13 protein-coding genes and 2 pseudogenes are annotated in these 15,694 nt (G+C 57.6%); 6 read left to right on the forward strand and 9 right to left on the reverse strand.

The genetic code is table 11. The features are described 5' to 3' along the window. Window positions 1–34: 34 nt before the first annotated feature. From CAL19_RS15980 to CAL19_RS15995, 4 genes are all read right to left on the reverse strand, one after another. A complete protein-coding gene (locus CAL19_RS15980; RefSeq protein WP_094797720.1) occupies window positions 35–892 on the reverse strand; it encodes a replication initiator protein A in 858 nt (285 codons plus the stop codon). Window positions 893–918: 26 nt separating this feature from the next. Continuing rightward, the gene (locus CAL19_RS15985; protein ID WP_094797360.1) at window positions 919–1,203 is read right to left on the reverse strand and encodes a helix-turn-helix transcriptional regulator; all 285 of its coding nucleotides are present in this window, start codon (window positions 1,201–1,203) and stop codon (window positions 919–921) included. Window positions 1,204–1,278: 75 nt separating this feature from the next. After that, window positions 1,279–2,076: a DUF2285 domain-containing protein gene (locus tag CAL19_RS15990; protein WP_094797361.1), complete on the reverse strand. Its 798-nt coding sequence runs from the start codon at window positions 2,074–2,076 to the stop codon at window positions 1,279–1,281. Window positions 2,077–2,413: 337 nt separating this feature from the next. Beyond that, window positions 2,414–2,764, reverse strand: coding sequence for a DUF2958 domain-containing protein (locus CAL19_RS15995; RefSeq protein ID WP_094797362.1), 351 nt, complete (start codon window positions 2,762–2,764; stop codon window positions 2,414–2,416). Window positions 2,765–3,083: 319 nt separating this feature from the next. Between CAL19_RS15995 and CAL19_RS16005 the strand changes: the two are divergent. Further along, window positions 3,084–3,357 (forward strand): annotated as a pseudogene (locus tag CAL19_RS16005) (helix-turn-helix domain-containing protein). Between the two features lie 70 nt (window positions 3,358–3,427). Here CAL19_RS16005 and CAL19_RS16010 read toward each other — a convergent pair. Beyond that, a complete protein-coding gene (locus CAL19_RS16010) occupies window positions 3,428–3,742 on the reverse strand; it encodes a DUF736 domain-containing protein (RefSeq protein WP_094797364.1) in 315 nt (104 codons plus the stop codon). A 657-nt stretch (window positions 3,743–4,399) separates the two neighbouring features. Here CAL19_RS16010 and CAL19_RS16020 point away from each other — a divergent pair. After that, entirely contained in the window at window positions 4,400–5,422 is a 1,023-nt protein-coding gene (locus tag CAL19_RS16020; RefSeq protein ID WP_094797366.1) for a DUF4917 family protein, read from the forward strand. 126 nt (window positions 5,423–5,548) lie between these two features. Here the strand turns inward: CAL19_RS16020 and CAL19_RS19755 are convergent. Together CAL19_RS19755 and CAL19_RS16030 are read right to left on the reverse strand one after the other, a co-directional pair. Continuing rightward, window positions 5,549–5,808: pseudogene (locus tag CAL19_RS19755) on the reverse strand (chromosome partitioning protein ParB); the annotation flags it as partial. A 43-nt stretch (window positions 5,809–5,851) separates the two neighbouring features. Beyond that, window positions 5,852–6,202 (reverse strand): DUF2958 domain-containing protein, encoded by a 351-nt coding sequence (locus CAL19_RS16030; RefSeq protein WP_094797367.1) that lies wholly within the window; start codon window positions 6,200–6,202, stop codon window positions 5,852–5,854. Between the two features lie 439 nt (window positions 6,203–6,641). Between CAL19_RS16030 and dndB the strand changes: the two genes are divergently transcribed. The 4 genes from dndB to dndE are packed head-to-tail and all read left to right on the forward strand — an operon-like array spanning window position 6,642 to window position 11,565. Then, window positions 6,642–7,763 (forward strand): DNA sulfur modification protein DndB, encoded by a 1,122-nt coding sequence (gene dndB, locus CAL19_RS16035; RefSeq protein ID WP_094797368.1) that lies wholly within the window; start codon window positions 6,642–6,644, stop codon window positions 7,761–7,763. Continuing rightward, entirely contained in the window at window positions 7,760–9,214 is a 1,455-nt protein-coding gene (dndC, locus tag CAL19_RS16040) for a DNA phosphorothioation system sulfurtransferase DndC (protein ID WP_094797369.1), read from the forward strand. The genes dndB and dndC overlap by 4 nt, the downstream gene beginning before the upstream one ends. A 3-nt stretch (window positions 9,215–9,217) precedes the next feature. Beyond that, window positions 9,218–11,194 carry a DNA sulfur modification protein DndD gene (gene dndD / locus CAL19_RS16045; RefSeq protein ID WP_094797370.1) on the forward strand — a complete coding sequence of 659 codons (1,977 nt, stop codon included), beginning with the start codon at window positions 9,218–9,220 and terminating at the stop codon, window positions 11,192–11,194. Continuing rightward, entirely contained in the window at window positions 11,194–11,565 is a 372-nt protein-coding gene (gene dndE, locus CAL19_RS16050) for a DNA sulfur modification protein DndE (RefSeq protein WP_249276334.1), read from the forward strand. Before dndD ends, dndE begins: the two co-directional genes overlap by 1 nt. 175 nt (window positions 11,566–11,740) lie before the next feature. Here the strand turns inward: dndE and CAL19_RS16055 are convergent, their stop codons facing one another. Next, on the reverse strand, window positions 11,741–13,006 hold the full coding sequence (locus CAL19_RS16055) for a hypothetical protein (RefSeq protein ID WP_094797372.1): 1,266 nt from the start codon (window positions 13,004–13,006) through the stop codon (window positions 11,741–11,743). Next, entirely contained in the window at window positions 12,999–15,437 is a 2,439-nt protein-coding gene (locus tag CAL19_RS16060; protein ID WP_212589909.1) for a DEAD/DEAH box helicase, read from the reverse strand. The genes CAL19_RS16055 and CAL19_RS16060 overlap by 8 nt, the downstream gene beginning before the upstream one ends. Between the last annotated feature and the right edge of the window lie 257 nt (window positions 15,438–15,694).

A 15,694-nucleotide genomic window follows, 5' to 3' on the forward strand; every position in this document is an offset into this window, starting at 1 on the left:
GATAGCACGAGGCCGTCCGCATCTTTTCCCGCAGTTATCCCCGTGCCGTGAACGGCACGGGCCGGAAGGTCAGCAGTTCCAGCCTTTCGCCCGGCATCGGCTCGATGCCCAGGACGTAGCCGGGCAGCGACTGACGTGCGACCAGCACGCGCAGGTCGTAGGCGAAGTCCGAGAAGCGCGCCGCGCTGCCGGACTTGCGGTGCAGATGCCGGAAGTCGAACTGCCAGCCGTGTTCCTGCCGCCCGCCGTGCTTGCGCACCAGGCGGTACAGCCAGCGTTCGATGCCACCCTTCAGGCGGAAATACGCCGGGTCGATGGTCAGCACCAGGGCGGCGTCGAGTACGCCGGCATAGAACCAGTCCGGCAGGATCAGCTCGATGCCCAGCGGCGTGCCGCTGGCGTCGGCCAGCTCGCGCCATTCGTTCACCCACGAGAAGCGATGCAGGCACCGGCCGGTAGTTTCGCGGATGGAAGTCGCCACGCTGGTCGATTGCAGCCGGTCGAGCGCGGCTTTCAGGCGCCGGTAGTCGTTGAGGGACGTGCCGCGCCCGATGAAGCGCAGAATTTCGTATGGGGTGGCGTATATCAAGCGCGACGGGCGAATGCCTGCGTCGCGCGCTTCCACGATCTGCGAGGCCGCCCAAATCAAAACGTCGGCGTCCCATATCGTGGCGATGCCATGCTCGGCCGTGCCTTCCACGCGGATGGTGAGGTTCCCGCTGCGGAAGTCGATCGGCGCCGTGCGCCGCGACTTTGCCAGCGAGAAGAACGGAAAGGCCATCAAGTCCTGGCTGTCGCGCGGCGCCATGCCGTCGCCCGGCAGCGCGCGGAACAGGTCGAGCTGTTCCCGCTGCTGCGATCGCTGCCCCGATGGCAGCGATGGGCTGGACATGATGGTGGCCACCGGCGAGCCGACGATCAGCGGCCATCGCGATAGTCGCCTGCATGGCGCTCGGCGTATTCCAGGTCGGACGTGGCCTCGTAGCTGCGCTGGTCGGCCCAGGCATCGAGGTCGGCCACGGCGTACATGACGCGGCGGCCGAACTTGCGAAACTTCGGGCCGCCGCCGATCACGCGCTGCTTCTCCAGCGTGCGCGGCGACAGGCGCAGGTATTCGGCGGCTTCGTCGTTGGTCAGGTAGCGTTGGGCCTGCACGGGCGCAGCGACAGCAGCGGCGGCAGGCCGCAAGGGAGCGGGTCGCATGGGATGTACCTCCATCAAGCCCGGCCACACCACGCGGCCGGATAGAGGCACTTTCAAGAAAGCAAGGCTTCCTGCTCAGGGACGTTTTGCAGGGGATGCAGCACGTCCCTGTGCAAGGGGCGGAAGCTGTGCAAGGCGGCGGTAGCCGCCGCGCATCAGCGCATCGCCGCGGCGTACCAGCCGGCGAACGCGGGCGCGCAAGGCGCTGTCGGCGTACCAGTCGTCCGAAACGGCATCGATACCGAACAACCCTTCGGCCACGTCGCGCAGCGACGCGCCCGCCAAGGTGCCATCGAGCGCCTGGAGCGTGTTCAACTCCAGTAACGCGGCGGTTGATGGCCGTGGCCGTGCTGTTCCCGCAGGCACGGCATCGCCAGCGGTGGCCAGCTTGTCCAACTCGGCCACTAGCGCCTGAAAGCTCGCGCAGGGCGCGGTGCAGGCACGGATGGCATAGGCGTAGGCCATGCCATCGGCCAGGCCGGGAGCGACCACGAGCCGCAGGCAGCAACGCGGCCAGCGTGTCAGCAGCACCAGGCGCTTGCCATCGTGAATCAGGTTCTTCCGGCCGGGGATGCACCAGAAGGCGAAGGCCGCCGCGTCAGGTGGCGGGTCGGCGTCAGGATAGAGCTGCACGACGGCATCGTGGTCGGGGAACCAAGCCGGGTGCGCGTCGCGCGCATCCAGGGCGGGATCTTCCAACAGGCGCAGTCCCCAGCGTCCGGCGGCCTCCGGTTGGCGACGCCGGCGCAGCCAGTCGCGGCGGTAATCTGGGTGACGGCGCAGGTACTCCCAAGCCAGCGCGGGGCCGTCGAGGTGCAGTGTGTAGAGATACGCAGCGGTCGGATACCAATGTTCGGCGCTTGGGTCAGCCATGACGCAACCTCCTGTCGATCAGCAGGAACGTCGCCACGGATTCCAGTACGCGGAAGCTATCGAATCGCCATCAAGTCGTCATCAGAATCGGAGTACGCTGTTAAGCGCTGGGGTCAAGACCGATTGGCTCCAAGGCATTGCGGAAATCGTCTCAATGCGACGGCTGCACCGCCGGGAAAGTGGCGTGCAACATTGGGCACCATGCCGCAGCCCGCTCCGGAGATCATGACTGTGTGCATCAGAAGCGCACCGCTTCGGTGCAAGGGTGCAGATTCAGACCTTCCGGGTCTTGAGTAAGACTGAAATAGTCAGGATGCGCCATTTTGGCTGAGGTTGGTCAGTCAGTGATCGAGCCGTTTCCCTCGGCCAGCCGCAGGTACTCCGACAGCCGCCGTACCGGCTGGAAGTAGCGATCGCGCATCACCGGCTGCTTGCGCGGCCCGACGATGGACGCCAGATCGGACAGCTTCACATGGCCCAGGCCAGGCATGCCTATTCCCAGGTCGATTAGCCCCCAGGCCGTATCGCCATCGGCTGGGTCGAGCGCGGCCAGCAGCCAGGTGGCGTGCGCGTCAGGGGTGAACAGCCGCACCGCCGGCGTCGGGTCGATGCTTCGGCCAGCGGCGCGCGCCGCTCCGACCGCGAGCAGTTGCGCCCGCTGTTCAGCGGTGACGAGCGGCTGGGTCATGGCCCGAATCCCCACGCATCCGAGGATGCACGGATACGATTTTCCACCGAAGCGCGGAACCGCCGAAGCGCATACGTGCTTTGGCGGGAAAGCACGAAGGCGCAAGCCATCGAATCCGTACATGCACGGAAACGCAGAAGCGGAATTACGCAGGCCAAGAAAGACACAGATGCGGTTCCCCGATTCTGTCGGAATCCGCCGATGCGGATTTCCGTAAAAGCACGAAAGCGGTTCGACCAGGCAGGAATGAACACTTTAGATTGTAGCTCTATTGGGTGCAATGGGCTGTCATCTTGGTTTTTACGGGGAACCCAAGTTGGTGACAGCGAAACACTCATTGGCAACGGCAATACGGACGGTCAGGAAAGCGCGCGGCTTGAGCCAGGAAGCGTTCTCCGACGTGTCCAGCCGTACCTACATGAGTTCGCTGGAGCGCGACTTGAAAAGCCCGACCATGCACAAGCTGACCGAGCTGTGCGAGGTCATGGACGTGCATCCGCTCACGCTGCTGACGCTGGCCTATGGCCGATCAGCTTCTGGCGCAGGTGCGCCAGGAGCTTGAGGCGGTGTTGAAGGAACGCGACACGCCGTAGGCGCGTGCGTGACGTGCTGCGCCAGCAGCACGGCGCCCCGCCGCAATGGGCGGGGCGCCGTGGGCGTCCGTCAGGCAGCCTTGGGCTTGCTGCGCGACCAGATCAGGTCGTGCGTGCCGTCCTCGTTCTCGATCAGGCGGGCATAGACCGTCGCCGGGAACGAAGGATCGTCGAGGGATACGGACACATAGGGCCGCCCGGCTTCGCTGGTCTTCTTCCACGCCGCGCCGATGTCGTGGCCGGCCGCCTGAAGGCGGAAGTCGGGGGCGTTCTCGGTGTCGCCCTTGTCGTTGGGAATCAACTTGACCTTGACGTTCAGGGTCAGGGTGCGGAACTGGCCGGTGAAGCCGTCTTTCTCTGCGGTGAAGGTGCCGATGTTAGCCATGATGTTTCTCCTTTCGGGTTGAACAAGGTCGCGCCAGTGCGTCCTTGTTGTGATCCGGCCGGCGGGGGATGGGCTGGCCGCACCGCGCAACGGTCGCAACACCGTGGAGAGTCTGGAAGCGAAAAGAATTTGTCCCGCGAGGAATGCGCGCAGCGCAGGGGAAATTGTTTTCGCTGGAAGGTTGCGGGCATGAAGCCCAAGGCGCAGCAGTTCCCTCGCGAGGATTTACGACAAGCCAAGGACGCACGGGCCACCCGCTCCCGAATGGAGACGTGGCCGACTCGGCATCCCTGCGTGACGGCTTCACCGGCTTGCGCCCTGACGCGGGCAAGGCCGACACCCCAACGACGAGCGAGAACGCTCCTTGCCGCAGATTGCGGCGACGGGCTTGAGGCGTGGCGCGGATGCTCCATAGCGAAGCCGGGGACGTGTCGGTAAACCGTCCTTCGTGACGTACAAGCGCGAACCGCCAGCGTCGAGGACGGCACGCTTTGGCACAACCTGCCGCAGCAAGCCAGGGCGCAGCCCGAAGACCCGGCGGCACATCGTGCCGACACGCCCATACAGCCTTAACACCCAGGTAGAGTGACAGCGGGAAATGACTCGTCACCGCTATTATTCGACAACGAGTCATCAAGGGAACAGGGAGAACCATATATGCCATATCCCGTTGTGCCGTGGGAGCACATTGCCCCCAATTACCATCGAGGTACGATTCTATTGGGCAATGGGGCGAGCATTGCTGTTTCAGCGGGCTTTGGCTATGGCTCGTTGCTGGATCATGCCCAGCGAGCAGGCTTACTCGGAAATGATGTACAGCAACTCTTTGGCTCTTTCGGAACATCCGATTTCGAGTTGATCCTTCGACTGGTCTGGCAAGCGTCAAACGTCAACAGGTCACTACGGATACCAGACAATCGCACGCATCAAGCCTACCTGAATGTCAGAGAATGTTTGATTCAAGCCGTTCGCGACGTGCATCCGGCATATGATCTAGTGAGTGGTCATTTGCCAAGCATGTACCAGTTCCTCAAAGGGTTCGATACGGTAATTTCCTTGAACTATGACTTGCTGGTCTATTGGACGATGACCTATGGGCTCGACATTCAGGACGGCCATCTATTCAAGGATTGCTTCCTGAGGAATGGCATGTTTGACGATGCTTGGCAAAGATTTCGCGCCCCCTATAGGGAGCGGACTAACACCTTGGTGTTCTATCCGCACGGAAGTCTGGCTCTATGCCGAACGGTAGTGGAGCAGGAGTTCAAGATTCACAACGCTGGGGAAGGTTTGCTGGAGGCCATCCTTGCGGAGTGGCGCAGTGAACGAGTTGTGCCGCTATTTGTCAGCGAAGGAACTATGCTGCAAAAAGTTTCATCCATCCAGAATAGTTATTACCTTTCTATGGTGTACCGGGAGGTACTTACTTCACAGCGATTCACATTGACGTTATTCGGCTGGGGACTCGGAGAGCACGACCGGCATTTGTTGCGACGGATGCGCGGAACTGGCATCCAACGGGTGGCAGTCTCCGTTTTTGGTGGCAATCAGGTCTATTGCAACTATGCCTACCAAGTCATTCAGGATGATTTAGGGCCTGTCCATGTGGACTTCTTTGATAGTGAAAGTCCTGGATGCTGGATTCATGCGGTGCCGCCGGCGTTGCCAGGACTTGGCTAACCCTACGCTGGCTTCCAGCGTTATTCGATGACATCGCACAGCATACAATGCCATCACAAGCGCCTGCGTCGCCGCGAAGACGCGCCGCTGTTTTGCGGTGGACATTTAAACCGGGCGCGGCAGACCTTCCGCGCCCGGTTGCTGCGTCGTGGCGCGAAGCGTCGCCACGTCCACCGTGGAAGCCACGCACACGGCCAGCAGTCGCACTAGTTCGTCTTGCGGCTTCGCCAGCAGCGCGGCGAACAGTTCGGCGCCGTCCTCCGGAAAGGCTTCGCCCGCGACTTCCTATAAGGTACGCAACGCCACCGCAACAGGCGATTCGGGCCAGTCGGGGGCAGGCCTTCCAGCCGGTCCTGCACGGTCAGGCGCACGCCCAGCGGCAAGTTGCGGATAAAGCACAAGGAGCGCCTTGCGGCGCTCCAGGGCCGGTCAGACAGCGATCCGCCCAGCCAGCCGCGCATCGCGGGTGTAGGCACTCAACCGATTCTCGGCGCGGAACGACAAGTCGCGCTCAATCGGCAAGCCGAGTCGACCCCGCACCGTTGCCAGCTCGGCCAGGCTGACCCAGCCGATTTCCGGCATCCCCGTGCCCAGGTCGCACAGGCCAAAGGCGCGGTCGTGTTCGCCGGGATCAATCTCCGTCAACAGCCAGGTCGAACCGGCATCTGGCGTGAACAGCTTGACCACGGGCACCGGATCGAAGTCCGGGTTCTCCAAAGATTCACGGCCGTTGGCCAGCAGCATGACGCGCTGCTCGTCAGTTATGAGTGCGTTGTTCATGGTGAACTCCTAAAAAGTTGCCGGGCGGAATTGCCCGACCCTTCCGGAGCACGGCGCAGCACACGCGGTCAGGGGGCGGAGACGGCCGGAGGCCGCAAGCGGGGAACACGCGCAGCCCTTGACGGCGCGAACGCCGTGGCATGATGAAGGGAACAGCAAGCCGCCTCCCCTCCAACAGAAGGCACGGACGGGCAAGCGAAGCGCGCAGCGCCGCAGGCGCAGAGGAACGGCACTGGATGCAGCAGAAAAAGTGCGCAAGCCCTTGCAGAGACGATGCACCGACGGATGTCCGAGCAGCGCCTGGGAGCCCAATCTGCCACTTCAATAGGAAGGATTGTTCAAGCCTGCCGCAGCGCTTATCCCCGGGGGAAAGTGGGCAGTCTGGATAGGCTTAACATACGTTTGTTTACCAGCAAACAAACATGATAAATTCCTACCTATGGCAGAGAATTTTTCCTACGTTTTTCCAGCAATTCGCGGGATACAAGCGGGGCGTGAATATTACGTTTCGATGTGTCCCATGAAGCTATTGCCCCGGCTGTTTTCCTTTGACGAGGAAGAGTTGGTGCCGGAATTGCGTGCGCAACGCACCTTGAACAAGGCTCGTATTCCCGATATCGCCCGCTATATCGTCGAAAACAAGGATAGTTACACCTTCTCGGCGATCACTGTATCGATCGATGGAGAGATTCGTTTTGAGGCGATAGGAGACAAGGGCCCTGCCAATTTTCGCATGGGCTCCCTGACGGTCTCTATGACGTCCAAATTCATCGTCAATGACGGGCAACATCGCCGTGCAGCCATCGTTCAAGCGTTAGAAACACGTCCGGAAATAGGTGAAGAGACTATTGCTGTCGTGTTCTTCGTTGATCGCGGGTTAGAGCGCTGCCAGCAGATGTTCGCTGACTTAAACAGATATGCGGTCAAACCATCTGCCTCGCTCGGTGTTCTTTATGACCACAGAAGCGCTACGGCAAGCTTGGCGCGCCATCTCAGCCAGACGTCGCCAGTATTCAAGAACTTGATCGAGACAGAGAGGTCGTCTTTGTCACCTCGATCAAGGAAACTTTTTACGTTAAGTGCTATCAATTTCGCTACCAGCGAGTTGTTGACCGACAAAGAAATAGAGGACTTCCATACTGCGAGCGAAAAATGCCTCGAATTTTGGGAATCGGTTGGTGCTCAAATACCTGAATGGACGTACGTTCGCGAGTCAGAGATGACCTCCGGCGAAGTACGACGAGACTTCATTCATTCCCATGCGATTGTTTTGCAGGCACTGGGGCGAGCTGGTCGTGCGCTGTACCAACTGCCACCCGCCGAGCGCGCTAAACGTCTCAAGCGGTTGAGAAAAGTGGACTGGTCTCGCAAGAACGCCATTGTATGGGAAGGGCGGGCGATGGTGGGTGGCGCGATGGCCAAGTCTGGACAGAACATTACGTTGACATGTAATCAGATCAAGCGTGTGCTTGGTCTTGAATTATCGAATGACGAGGCCACGGCGGAGGCAGCGCTAGGCGCCGCCCGCACGCAGTTGGATCAACGTCGAAGGAAATCATGAGTAGACCATTCGAAGAGATCGTCGAGGAAATACGCGATCTATATCAAGCCGACACGATTCCTTGGGTCGTGGGCTACAGCGGAGGAAAAGACTCGACCGCTTGTTTGCAACTGGTATGGACGGCAATATCTTCGCTTCCAAAAGCAAAACGCCATAAGCGTGTCTATGTAATTAGCACAGATACCTTGGTGGAAAATCCGATTATTGCGGCGTGGGTCGAACTATCCCTGACAAGGATAAATGTTTCGGCACAACAGCAGGATCTACCCATCGAAGCACATCGTCTAACGCCCTCGGTCGAAAATAGATTTTGGGTCAACCTTATCGGGAAAGGCTACCCAGCCCCTCGGCCCAAGTTTCGGTGGTGTACCGATCGACTCAAGATTAGCGCTTCAACGAAGTTCATCCAGGAGCTTTCGGAAGCTAACGGTGAAGCAATCCTGGTGCTAGGGCAACGCCGCGGGGAAAGCAATGTGCGCGACAAAGTAATGGATCAGTACAAGGACAGTACGCGCGCGCGACTAAGCAAGAACAAGGACCCTCGACTATCTCGCGTATGGGTGTACCCGCCGGTGGAAAGCTGGAGTAGCGACGATGTCTGGGAGTACCTAATAACGGAGCCAAACCCATGGGGCATCGACAATCAAGAGCTTTTTGGTATCTACCGCGGAGCGACGCCAGACGCCGAATGCCCTATTGTCGTGGACACCTCAACGCCGAGCTGCGGCGATAGCCGCTTCGGGTGCTATGTTTGCACTATGGTGTCGCAAGATAAGTCAATGCAGGCGATGATCCAGAACGATGAACAAAAGCAGTGGATGCAGCCCATCCTGGACTTCCGCAACAAACACTTGGCGATTGAAGACCGAGAGCTTCGTGATTTTAGGCGTATGAACGGCCGCTTGACGGTATTTCGCGGCGAGCTAGTCCACGGTCCCTACACACAGAAACACAGAGAAAACCTGTTGCGTGAACTGCTGCACACGCAACGCATCGTACGTAATGCTGATAAGAAGCAAGGCACACACCTCATCGAATTGATCCCTATCGAAGAACTCGAAGAAATACGCCGAATTTGGGTCGAAGAGAAAGGTGAGATTGAAGATTTGGTTCCACGCATCTACACCGAGGTGTTCGGGGAACCGTACCCGGGCAAAGATCTCGAACAATCGCCACTAAACCCCGCTGATTTCGCTTTGTTAGAAGCTGTCGCTCAAGAAGTAGACGGCGAAGCCGCTGGGGAGCTTTACAAACTCACTCGAAGCCTCTTGGCGGTGCAATTTCAAACAATGGAGTCACACAAACGCTCCAAGCATTTGAACCGTCTAGAAAAGGTACTGAATCACTACGCCTTCCGCGATGAAGATGAGGCGCTGGAATTTGCCCTCTCCGACATGACGGGTAAAGATCAGGAGGCTGATTCAGCAGATACGACCGCAATAATTGTTTGATTCATGGCAAAAATAACAATTTCCAGTATTTCCATTGAGAATTTTGGCCCTTTTCGTGAGCGGCAGACCATAGATCTGACCGTTAAGGCCGCGCGCCCCGTCATTCTCGTTAAAGCACTCAACGGTAGCGGCAAGACCACGCTATTGACGGCCCTGCAGGTTGGGCTTTATGGCCATAAAGCGCTGACGGACTTTCGCCGCTCCGAGTACGAACAATTGCTACGCGGGCTGCAACGCAAAGACACCCAAGGCAATGCTGTAATTGAGATTGGAGTGGCCGTCGAAATTGGCGGCTTACGCCGCCGCTTGATGGTCCAACGCGAATGGACAAGAAAAGGTAACGAGCTCGTCGAAAGACTGTCCGTGTTTGAAGGCGGAAACAAGGATCTTCATTTCTCCTTAACCTGGGATGAATTTATTGGGTCTATCCTTCCGGCGGAATTGGTCCAACTGTTTCTTTTTGATGGCGAAAAAATCGAGGCACTTGCAAATCCCGATCGACTTCCTGATCTGCTCAAGCGCGCGACGGAAGTATTTCTAGGTATCGGTGGAATTGAATCACTAGCGAACGACTTGAAAGCGCTCGAGCGTCGTGCGATGTTGAAGAGTAAGAATGTGTCGGCAGACTTCGATGCTGCTCGAACAAGCGTCAGCACGTGGCGGCAGCAAGCTGAAGAATTAGAGGAAAAGCTGCAACGCCTGGCTCAAGACCAAGCGGCCTCTCGGAACTCTGTAGAGCAAGCGCAGTTGGAGCTAGATAGGTTTTCTGTGGAGGCTCAGCGACACGGCTTAAAAGCATACGAACAAGCTGCTGAGATCAAAAATTCCGTCGTCGTAGGAAAGAAGAATGCCGAGCTCGCTCGCGCCAAACTGGTAGAAGCTATTTCCGACCCCGTATTGCCGATCGCCTGGCTACCAAAGCTATGGGCCAAATACCGAGAGGCTTGGGACCAAGACCAACATGCTCGCCATGCAAGGCTTCTCGCGCAGGAGTTTAAAAGGCGCGATCAACGTATCGTGACACTGTTGGAAAGCTCATTGCCGAGAGACATGTTGGACGCGCTGCGCAAAACTCTGTCTAGCGATCTTCGCTCCTATACCGTGCCGCCGACCCAGAGTGTAGCCCTCCAAGAGGCTCCTGCAAAAGATACAGAGCGCGATCTGAGCAACAGTAAGTCTCGCCTTAAGGAAGCGCTCGCTGATCTGAAAAAAGCTCAGTCTGAATTGGATAAGGCGGAGCAACGCATTGGACAAATTCCGGCGGAGGAACAAATAGCTGGGGTTTTGAGAGAATTACAAGAGCGATCTAAAGTGGTATCTGCTGCCGAGACCCAACTGGCCGATACCACACGTCGAGTTGAAGAAATGCAGGGACAATTGAATCATGTTCGAATTCGTCTAAACGCCGCACAGGAACGCCTAGGAGTCGAGTTTCGAGACCGTTCGCTAGAAGCAAAGAGCCTGGACGCATCGGGGCGTGCGCGAAAAGCACTCGCACTCTTTAAGGAACGTTTGCTGGCTTCGAAGGCACAATGGCTGTCCACGGTGATAACGGCGGAGTTTCGCAACTTGTTGCGCAAACGCAATTTGATCGCTAAGGTTCTTGTCGATCCTGAAACCTATCGTGTTTCGATTGAGGACAACAAGCATCAAGAGTTACCGATGGATCGGCTATCGGCCGGGGAACGCCAATTGCTTGCAATTTCAGTTTTGAGCGCCTTAATTAAAGAACGCAAAGGTCGGTTTCCTGTCGTTGTCGATACGCCTCTCGCTCGACTTGATCAACAACATAGGTCTACGCTCATCAAGCGCTTCTTTGCAACTGTCTCGCATCAGGTAGTCGTTCTATCAACCGACCAAGAAGTAGACGGTCTCGCATATGAAACTCTTAAGCCATTTACTAACGCCGAATATTCACTTGATTTTGACGACGCCACCGGGTGCACTGCAATTAATTCAGCACAAGGTGCGATAGCATAATGGAACGCATCAAACTTACATCAAGTGCTCGCACCCAGCTTGCTACTATTAAGCGCCGCACGGGCATTGAGCATAACAATGCAATATGCCGTCACGCGCTCTGTATGTCCTTGGCAAATCCTTCCCTCCCCCCGGATGAAAATTACAATTTTTCAGGCGGACTGGAAATTGACTGGAGAACATTGACCGGTGGCAAAGAAGCTCTCTACCACAATCTATTAGTAGTTCGACTGATAACGGATAAAATTGAAGTAAATGACGAATCGATTCGACAAACGTTCATAAAACATGTGCATCGCGGGCTTTCATATCTCGTGAGCAGACGGGACGATGACCTTCTTGTTGCTCTTGCGAACGATTTAGTTCCCTAGCATGGATACAGTTCCGTGAGGGCTGTATTGGGTGCACTATTTGACCTCCAAATGTCACTGCCGGGGCACATAATATCTGGAGAGTCGGCGCGGGGATGACCAGCTAAGAGCTAGCGGTCCACTCAGGGAGTTTGCGATAAACCATTAATCCCCGCAGGGTGTTGACGGGAGCGCCTCAAACCGCTTTCATCATTTTCTCGTAAGTACCGACAAGCTGGGAAATCTTTGCCAGAATGGGGCGCAAGTGCTCTTGCTGGGACACTAGCGTGTCCACCTTAAGGTCCTGCAGCGTGTTCAACAACGAACTCAACGCTTCGATCGGTGTTCGTTGCGTCTTGTGTTGTAGAAATTCAGCCTCAATAACTCGGATGGGGCGCGCCTCCTCAGGGGCATTGACGTCCAGCTGCTTTGCGAAGTTGGTACGCGCCTTACCGTCGTAGGTAGCCATCTGATTCCATAGACGCACGCTCTCGGCCTTGTAAAAGATGTTCTCGTTCTCATCCTCTTTGCCGCTACGCGGCTTAGAGAATGCCCACTGGAACAAGACCTCCTCCGACTCAGGCGGTAGACGTAGGGCATCTTTGGTAACGCTGAATTGTTCCTTGGGGTAAGAGTTCTGCAGGATCAACTCAAAAAAGTAGTGGTCCTCGTCGCTAAACGACTCACCTTCGGGCAACCGGTCCTCAAAATCGCGTTTGAAGTGGGTGAATGCTGACGCTGCTTGGATATTGCGGCGAGTCTTGGTGCTTCCCAGGGAGACAAGCTCGCTTACTTGATTGACAAGATCGTCTTCCAGCCTCAAGGCACCCTTGTCGCCGTGACGCTGGCGAAACAGCCGTTCGTACAGGGAGAGGATGTACAAGTTGGTTGCATACGGCTTCCATTCGCGTGCGTGGCTGATGTGCCGTACGCCCAGCAGGCGCGGCAGAATAGCTTGCAGTTCCTCTACGGTCTTGGCCGCCACCGGGAAGACGCGCAGCATGCTCGTCTTGGCAACAATGGCTTCCAACCGGGCGACCGTCTCCTCCTGCACTTTGAGCTCCTCGGCAAAGCGCGAGGGTGTCTTCTTCAGCTTTGCCAGCTTCTTCTGTTCGCGCTCTAGGCGCTCGCCTCGTAGCGAACGCAGAGCCACAGTGCGCGTGTTGCCTTCGACGACGACAAAATGGCCCGGCTTTCTAGGGTGTTCCCAAACGATGATGGAGTCGATCGGCACCCAGCCGTGGGCGACGATAGACTCCTCGAGATTAGTAACGTCATACACTTCACGCACGCGCCGCTCAAGGTCGAGTTGGAGATTGGGTGCGAACAATGCTTCTGTATCGCTGTACCCGGGTGGGCTCTCCGGGGCGATGCGGGGATTGTTTGGGTCGAGGTATATCTTGTCGAACGAGACCTCTTTCGCGTCTTGCAGTTCGCTGATGGGCTTCTGGTTGTCAGGCATGGAACACCTCTTTCAGGTCAAGGTTCAAGGGATCTTTCAGGACGAGAACGCGCTCGCGGCGGTCAGCGTTCACAAGAAATTCAGCACGGTGCAGCAAGCGCGCGGGAAGTTCCTTGTAGGAAGCGCCGACGATGAATGCTGCTAGCACCCCAAATTGGTCTTCCGGCTCGGCCTCGGCCAGCTTGGTACGGAGCGTAGAAGTCGCGTCATCGAACTCCTGCTTCGCCACGCTGTCCAGAAGGAACGCTTCGCAGCCCCCCAGAGGAAGCGGCACTTTCACCGCAACGGCATACTTAGCAACGTCCTCCAAATACAGCGATGCGACTTGTTCTGCGTTGTGACAGTCACCCAAAAAGTCCCCCAGCGCCGAGGGCACAGCGGGTCGATAGGAGAAGGTGACGTACTTCAGCCAGGTTGTTGCACCGTTAGCGCGGTAGGGACGGCTACCGGAGGAATCGATCGGCGTCGGCCCGTGCACTTCACGCTTGGCGAAATAGGCAGCTGTGAGCAAGCCGGTCATGGCCAGCCATATGCTGCCCGGCGACGTGTCTTTGACAAGGCCGTGTGCCGCCCCGTCGCGCAGCAGGTAATCCGAGGGGTCTGACAAGTCTGCGCCCAATGCGCAAAACCCATTGAAAAGAGCGCGCATCAGGTTCGACACTTCAGGAGATTCGAGCGTAGCGCCCCATTTTGCGTCGACCTCGAAGTGCTCTGCAGCACCAAAATACGGCAATCCATATAGGAAGAGCCGACAAGTCTCGCCCGGAACGATCGATTCAATACGAGTCAGTAGGCGGGCCGACACGGCAGGATCGACATTGTGCGCCAACAGCACTTCGGTAGCTGCCGATCGCAGGTCGTCTAGGCTGCCATATTCCAGGTCCAGAAGCCGAGGCCGTAGGAAATCGTCGATCTCCTGGTAGAGCCAACGCTGGTCGAAGTGGTAAGCCAAGCTATCATTACGGGCCTGTACCACGTAAGCCGCTCGCTTGTCTGGCGCGTAGCGTACACATCGACCTGCAGCTTGCATCAACCGAATAATGGAGCTAGACGGATAGGTCAGGACTACCGTGTTGATGGCAGGATCGTCGAACCCTTCCAGTAATAGCTGTGCGGAGATGAGGATGGCGCGCGGCTTATTGCTAAAGCGTGCCAGGAAGTCTTCGTTGCCGATACCCAAAGAATTGCCTGTGCCGTGGACATAACCGAGATCCTCCTGCTCCAACGGGTGGTCCAGCGGGAGTCGGTTGGCGAGCGCGTGATAGAACTCCTCCACCCGATCAACACGTGGTGCGAGCACTAACACCTTGGTGAATTCGGAGGCAGCACGCTCGACGATGAAGTCGGCAAGGTCATCGATCGCCTCTGGGGACCAATCAAAGTTGTCCACCGGCAGGTCGAGGAACTTGGGCGTAAGGACCGCACGGCGTTCGGCCAGCTCACGATAGGTGATCGTGTACGCGATCTCGTCGATACCGATAGGAAGCGCGTCAGAGCGGTTCGGCGTGGCAGTCAGAAGGAGCACGGGTGCATTCCATGGATTGACGAAGACCGGACCATAGGAGGGAGCAGCTGCGTGGTGCGCCTCATCGACAACAATAAGGACCGGCTTGATCACCGCCCCCTCGAGCAAGGCTGGGAGGTCGCCGACCATGACGAACTTAATTCGGTTTGCGAGTTCCGTCAGCCGCTCAGCTGACAACTGCTCATGTCCCTGGACGATCAGTTTCTGCAGTTCGCGGTGCGCTTGCTCGCGCAGATTGCGACGGTGTGTGACCCAATAGACCGGCGACTTCACATCCGCAGAGCGGGCGAGCATCGCCAGGACGATGCGAAGAGCAGTTCGCGTTTTGCCGGCCCCCGTCGGAAGGATGAGGCCAATGCGGCCGTTGGGCCGGCGGCTGAATGCTTCCAAGCAGCGCGAGACGGCGGTGTCCTGATAGCCCCAATCTGGCGGCAAGACGCGTTGGTCTGCTAAGTCCTCGGCAGAGATGGTCGATGGGTTGGCCAAATACGCTCCTGCTGCGAATGCCGGGTTCAGCCGGATGGCAACCGCCAGCGGAAGACCCAGACGGGTAGCCGCCTCTGAGCCTGTCGCATCAGCAAAAAGGTGCAGACGCGAGGCTTCGCTTCGCAACGCAGCGATGGCCTCAGCGGCGCGATCCTTCAGCGAGGAATCCTGCGCAAAAGCCAAGCCGGCAGCCTTCTCAATGAGCTCAATAGTGGATTCATTGACGCCTCGATCGAGGTCGTTGGAAAGGAGGGTATGAAGCCGATTCGGGTGGAGCGTGCCAGCAACGCGGGCATCCCGCAGCACGCTGTTGAGCACTCTGGTCAGAGCACCAATACTGCCGTGCACAAAGAAGAGTGGAATGAGACGCTCGTCGATCAGGCGCTGCACCCGCTCGCTTTGTACGTTCAGTCTAGCCACGAGAACACTCCAACAGTTGATGCAGGCCATTCTACAAAAATGGAATTAGAATTGTCAATTCCATAATTTTGGAATTTCAGTAAAACCGTTTGCCTGATGGCCTGCAGAGGCTACTACGGAGTCAGGTCACACCTACGCGGACGCCAGCCCTCGCAATCAAGAGGCATACACAAACGTGATACGAAGCTCAATGAAAGCCTGGGGCCCACGCGCTTGTCGCAAATTCCGGCCAGCACCTGACGAGGCACAAACGCCTC

The sequence above is a fragment of the Bordetella genomosp. 7 genome (assembly GCF_002261265.1).
In the GTDB taxonomy this organism is placed as follows: Bacteria; Pseudomonadota; Gammaproteobacteria; order Burkholderiales; family Burkholderiaceae_B; genus Bordetella_A.

Coding starts and splice junctions, on each gene's coding strand:
- dndD (WP_094797370.1), top strand. CDS start 9,218: ATGGCAAAAATAACAATTTCCAGTATTTCCATTGAGAATTTTGGCCCT.
- CAL19_RS16010 (WP_094797364.1), bottom strand. CDS start 3,742: ATGGCTAACATCGGCACCTTCACCGCAGAGAAAGACGGCTTCACCGGC.
- dndB (WP_094797368.1), top strand. CDS start 6,642: ATGGCAGAGAATTTTTCCTACGTTTTTCCAGCAATTCGCGGGATACAA.
- CAL19_RS15990 (WP_094797361.1), bottom strand. CDS start 2,076: ATGGCTGACCCAAGCGCCGAACATTGGTATCCGACCGCTGCGTATCTC.
- dndC (WP_094797369.1), top strand. CDS start 7,760: ATGAGTAGACCATTCGAAGAGATCGTCGAGGAAATACGCGATCTATAT.
- CAL19_RS15980 (WP_094797720.1), bottom strand. CDS start 892: ATGTCCAGCCCATCGCTGCCATCGGGGCAGCGATCGCAGCAGCGGGAA.
- CAL19_RS15985 (WP_094797360.1), bottom strand. CDS start 1,203: ATGCGACCCGCTCCCTTGCGGCCTGCCGCCGCTGCTGTCGCTGCGCCC.
- CAL19_RS16055 (WP_094797372.1), bottom strand. CDS start 13,006: ATGCCTGACAACCAGAAGCCCATCAGCGAACTGCAAGACGCGAAAGAG.
- CAL19_RS15995 (WP_094797362.1), bottom strand. CDS start 2,764: ATGACCCAGCCGCTCGTCACCGCTGAACAGCGGGCGCAACTGCTCGCG.
- dndE (WP_249276334.1), top strand. CDS start 11,194: ATGGAACGCATCAAACTTACATCAAGTGCTCGCACCCAGCTTGCTACT.
- CAL19_RS16020 (WP_094797366.1), top strand. CDS start 4,400: ATGCCATATCCCGTTGTGCCGTGGGAGCACATTGCCCCCAATTACCAT.
- CAL19_RS16030 (WP_094797367.1), bottom strand. CDS start 6,202: ATGAACAACGCACTCATAACTGACGAGCAGCGCGTCATGCTGCTGGCC.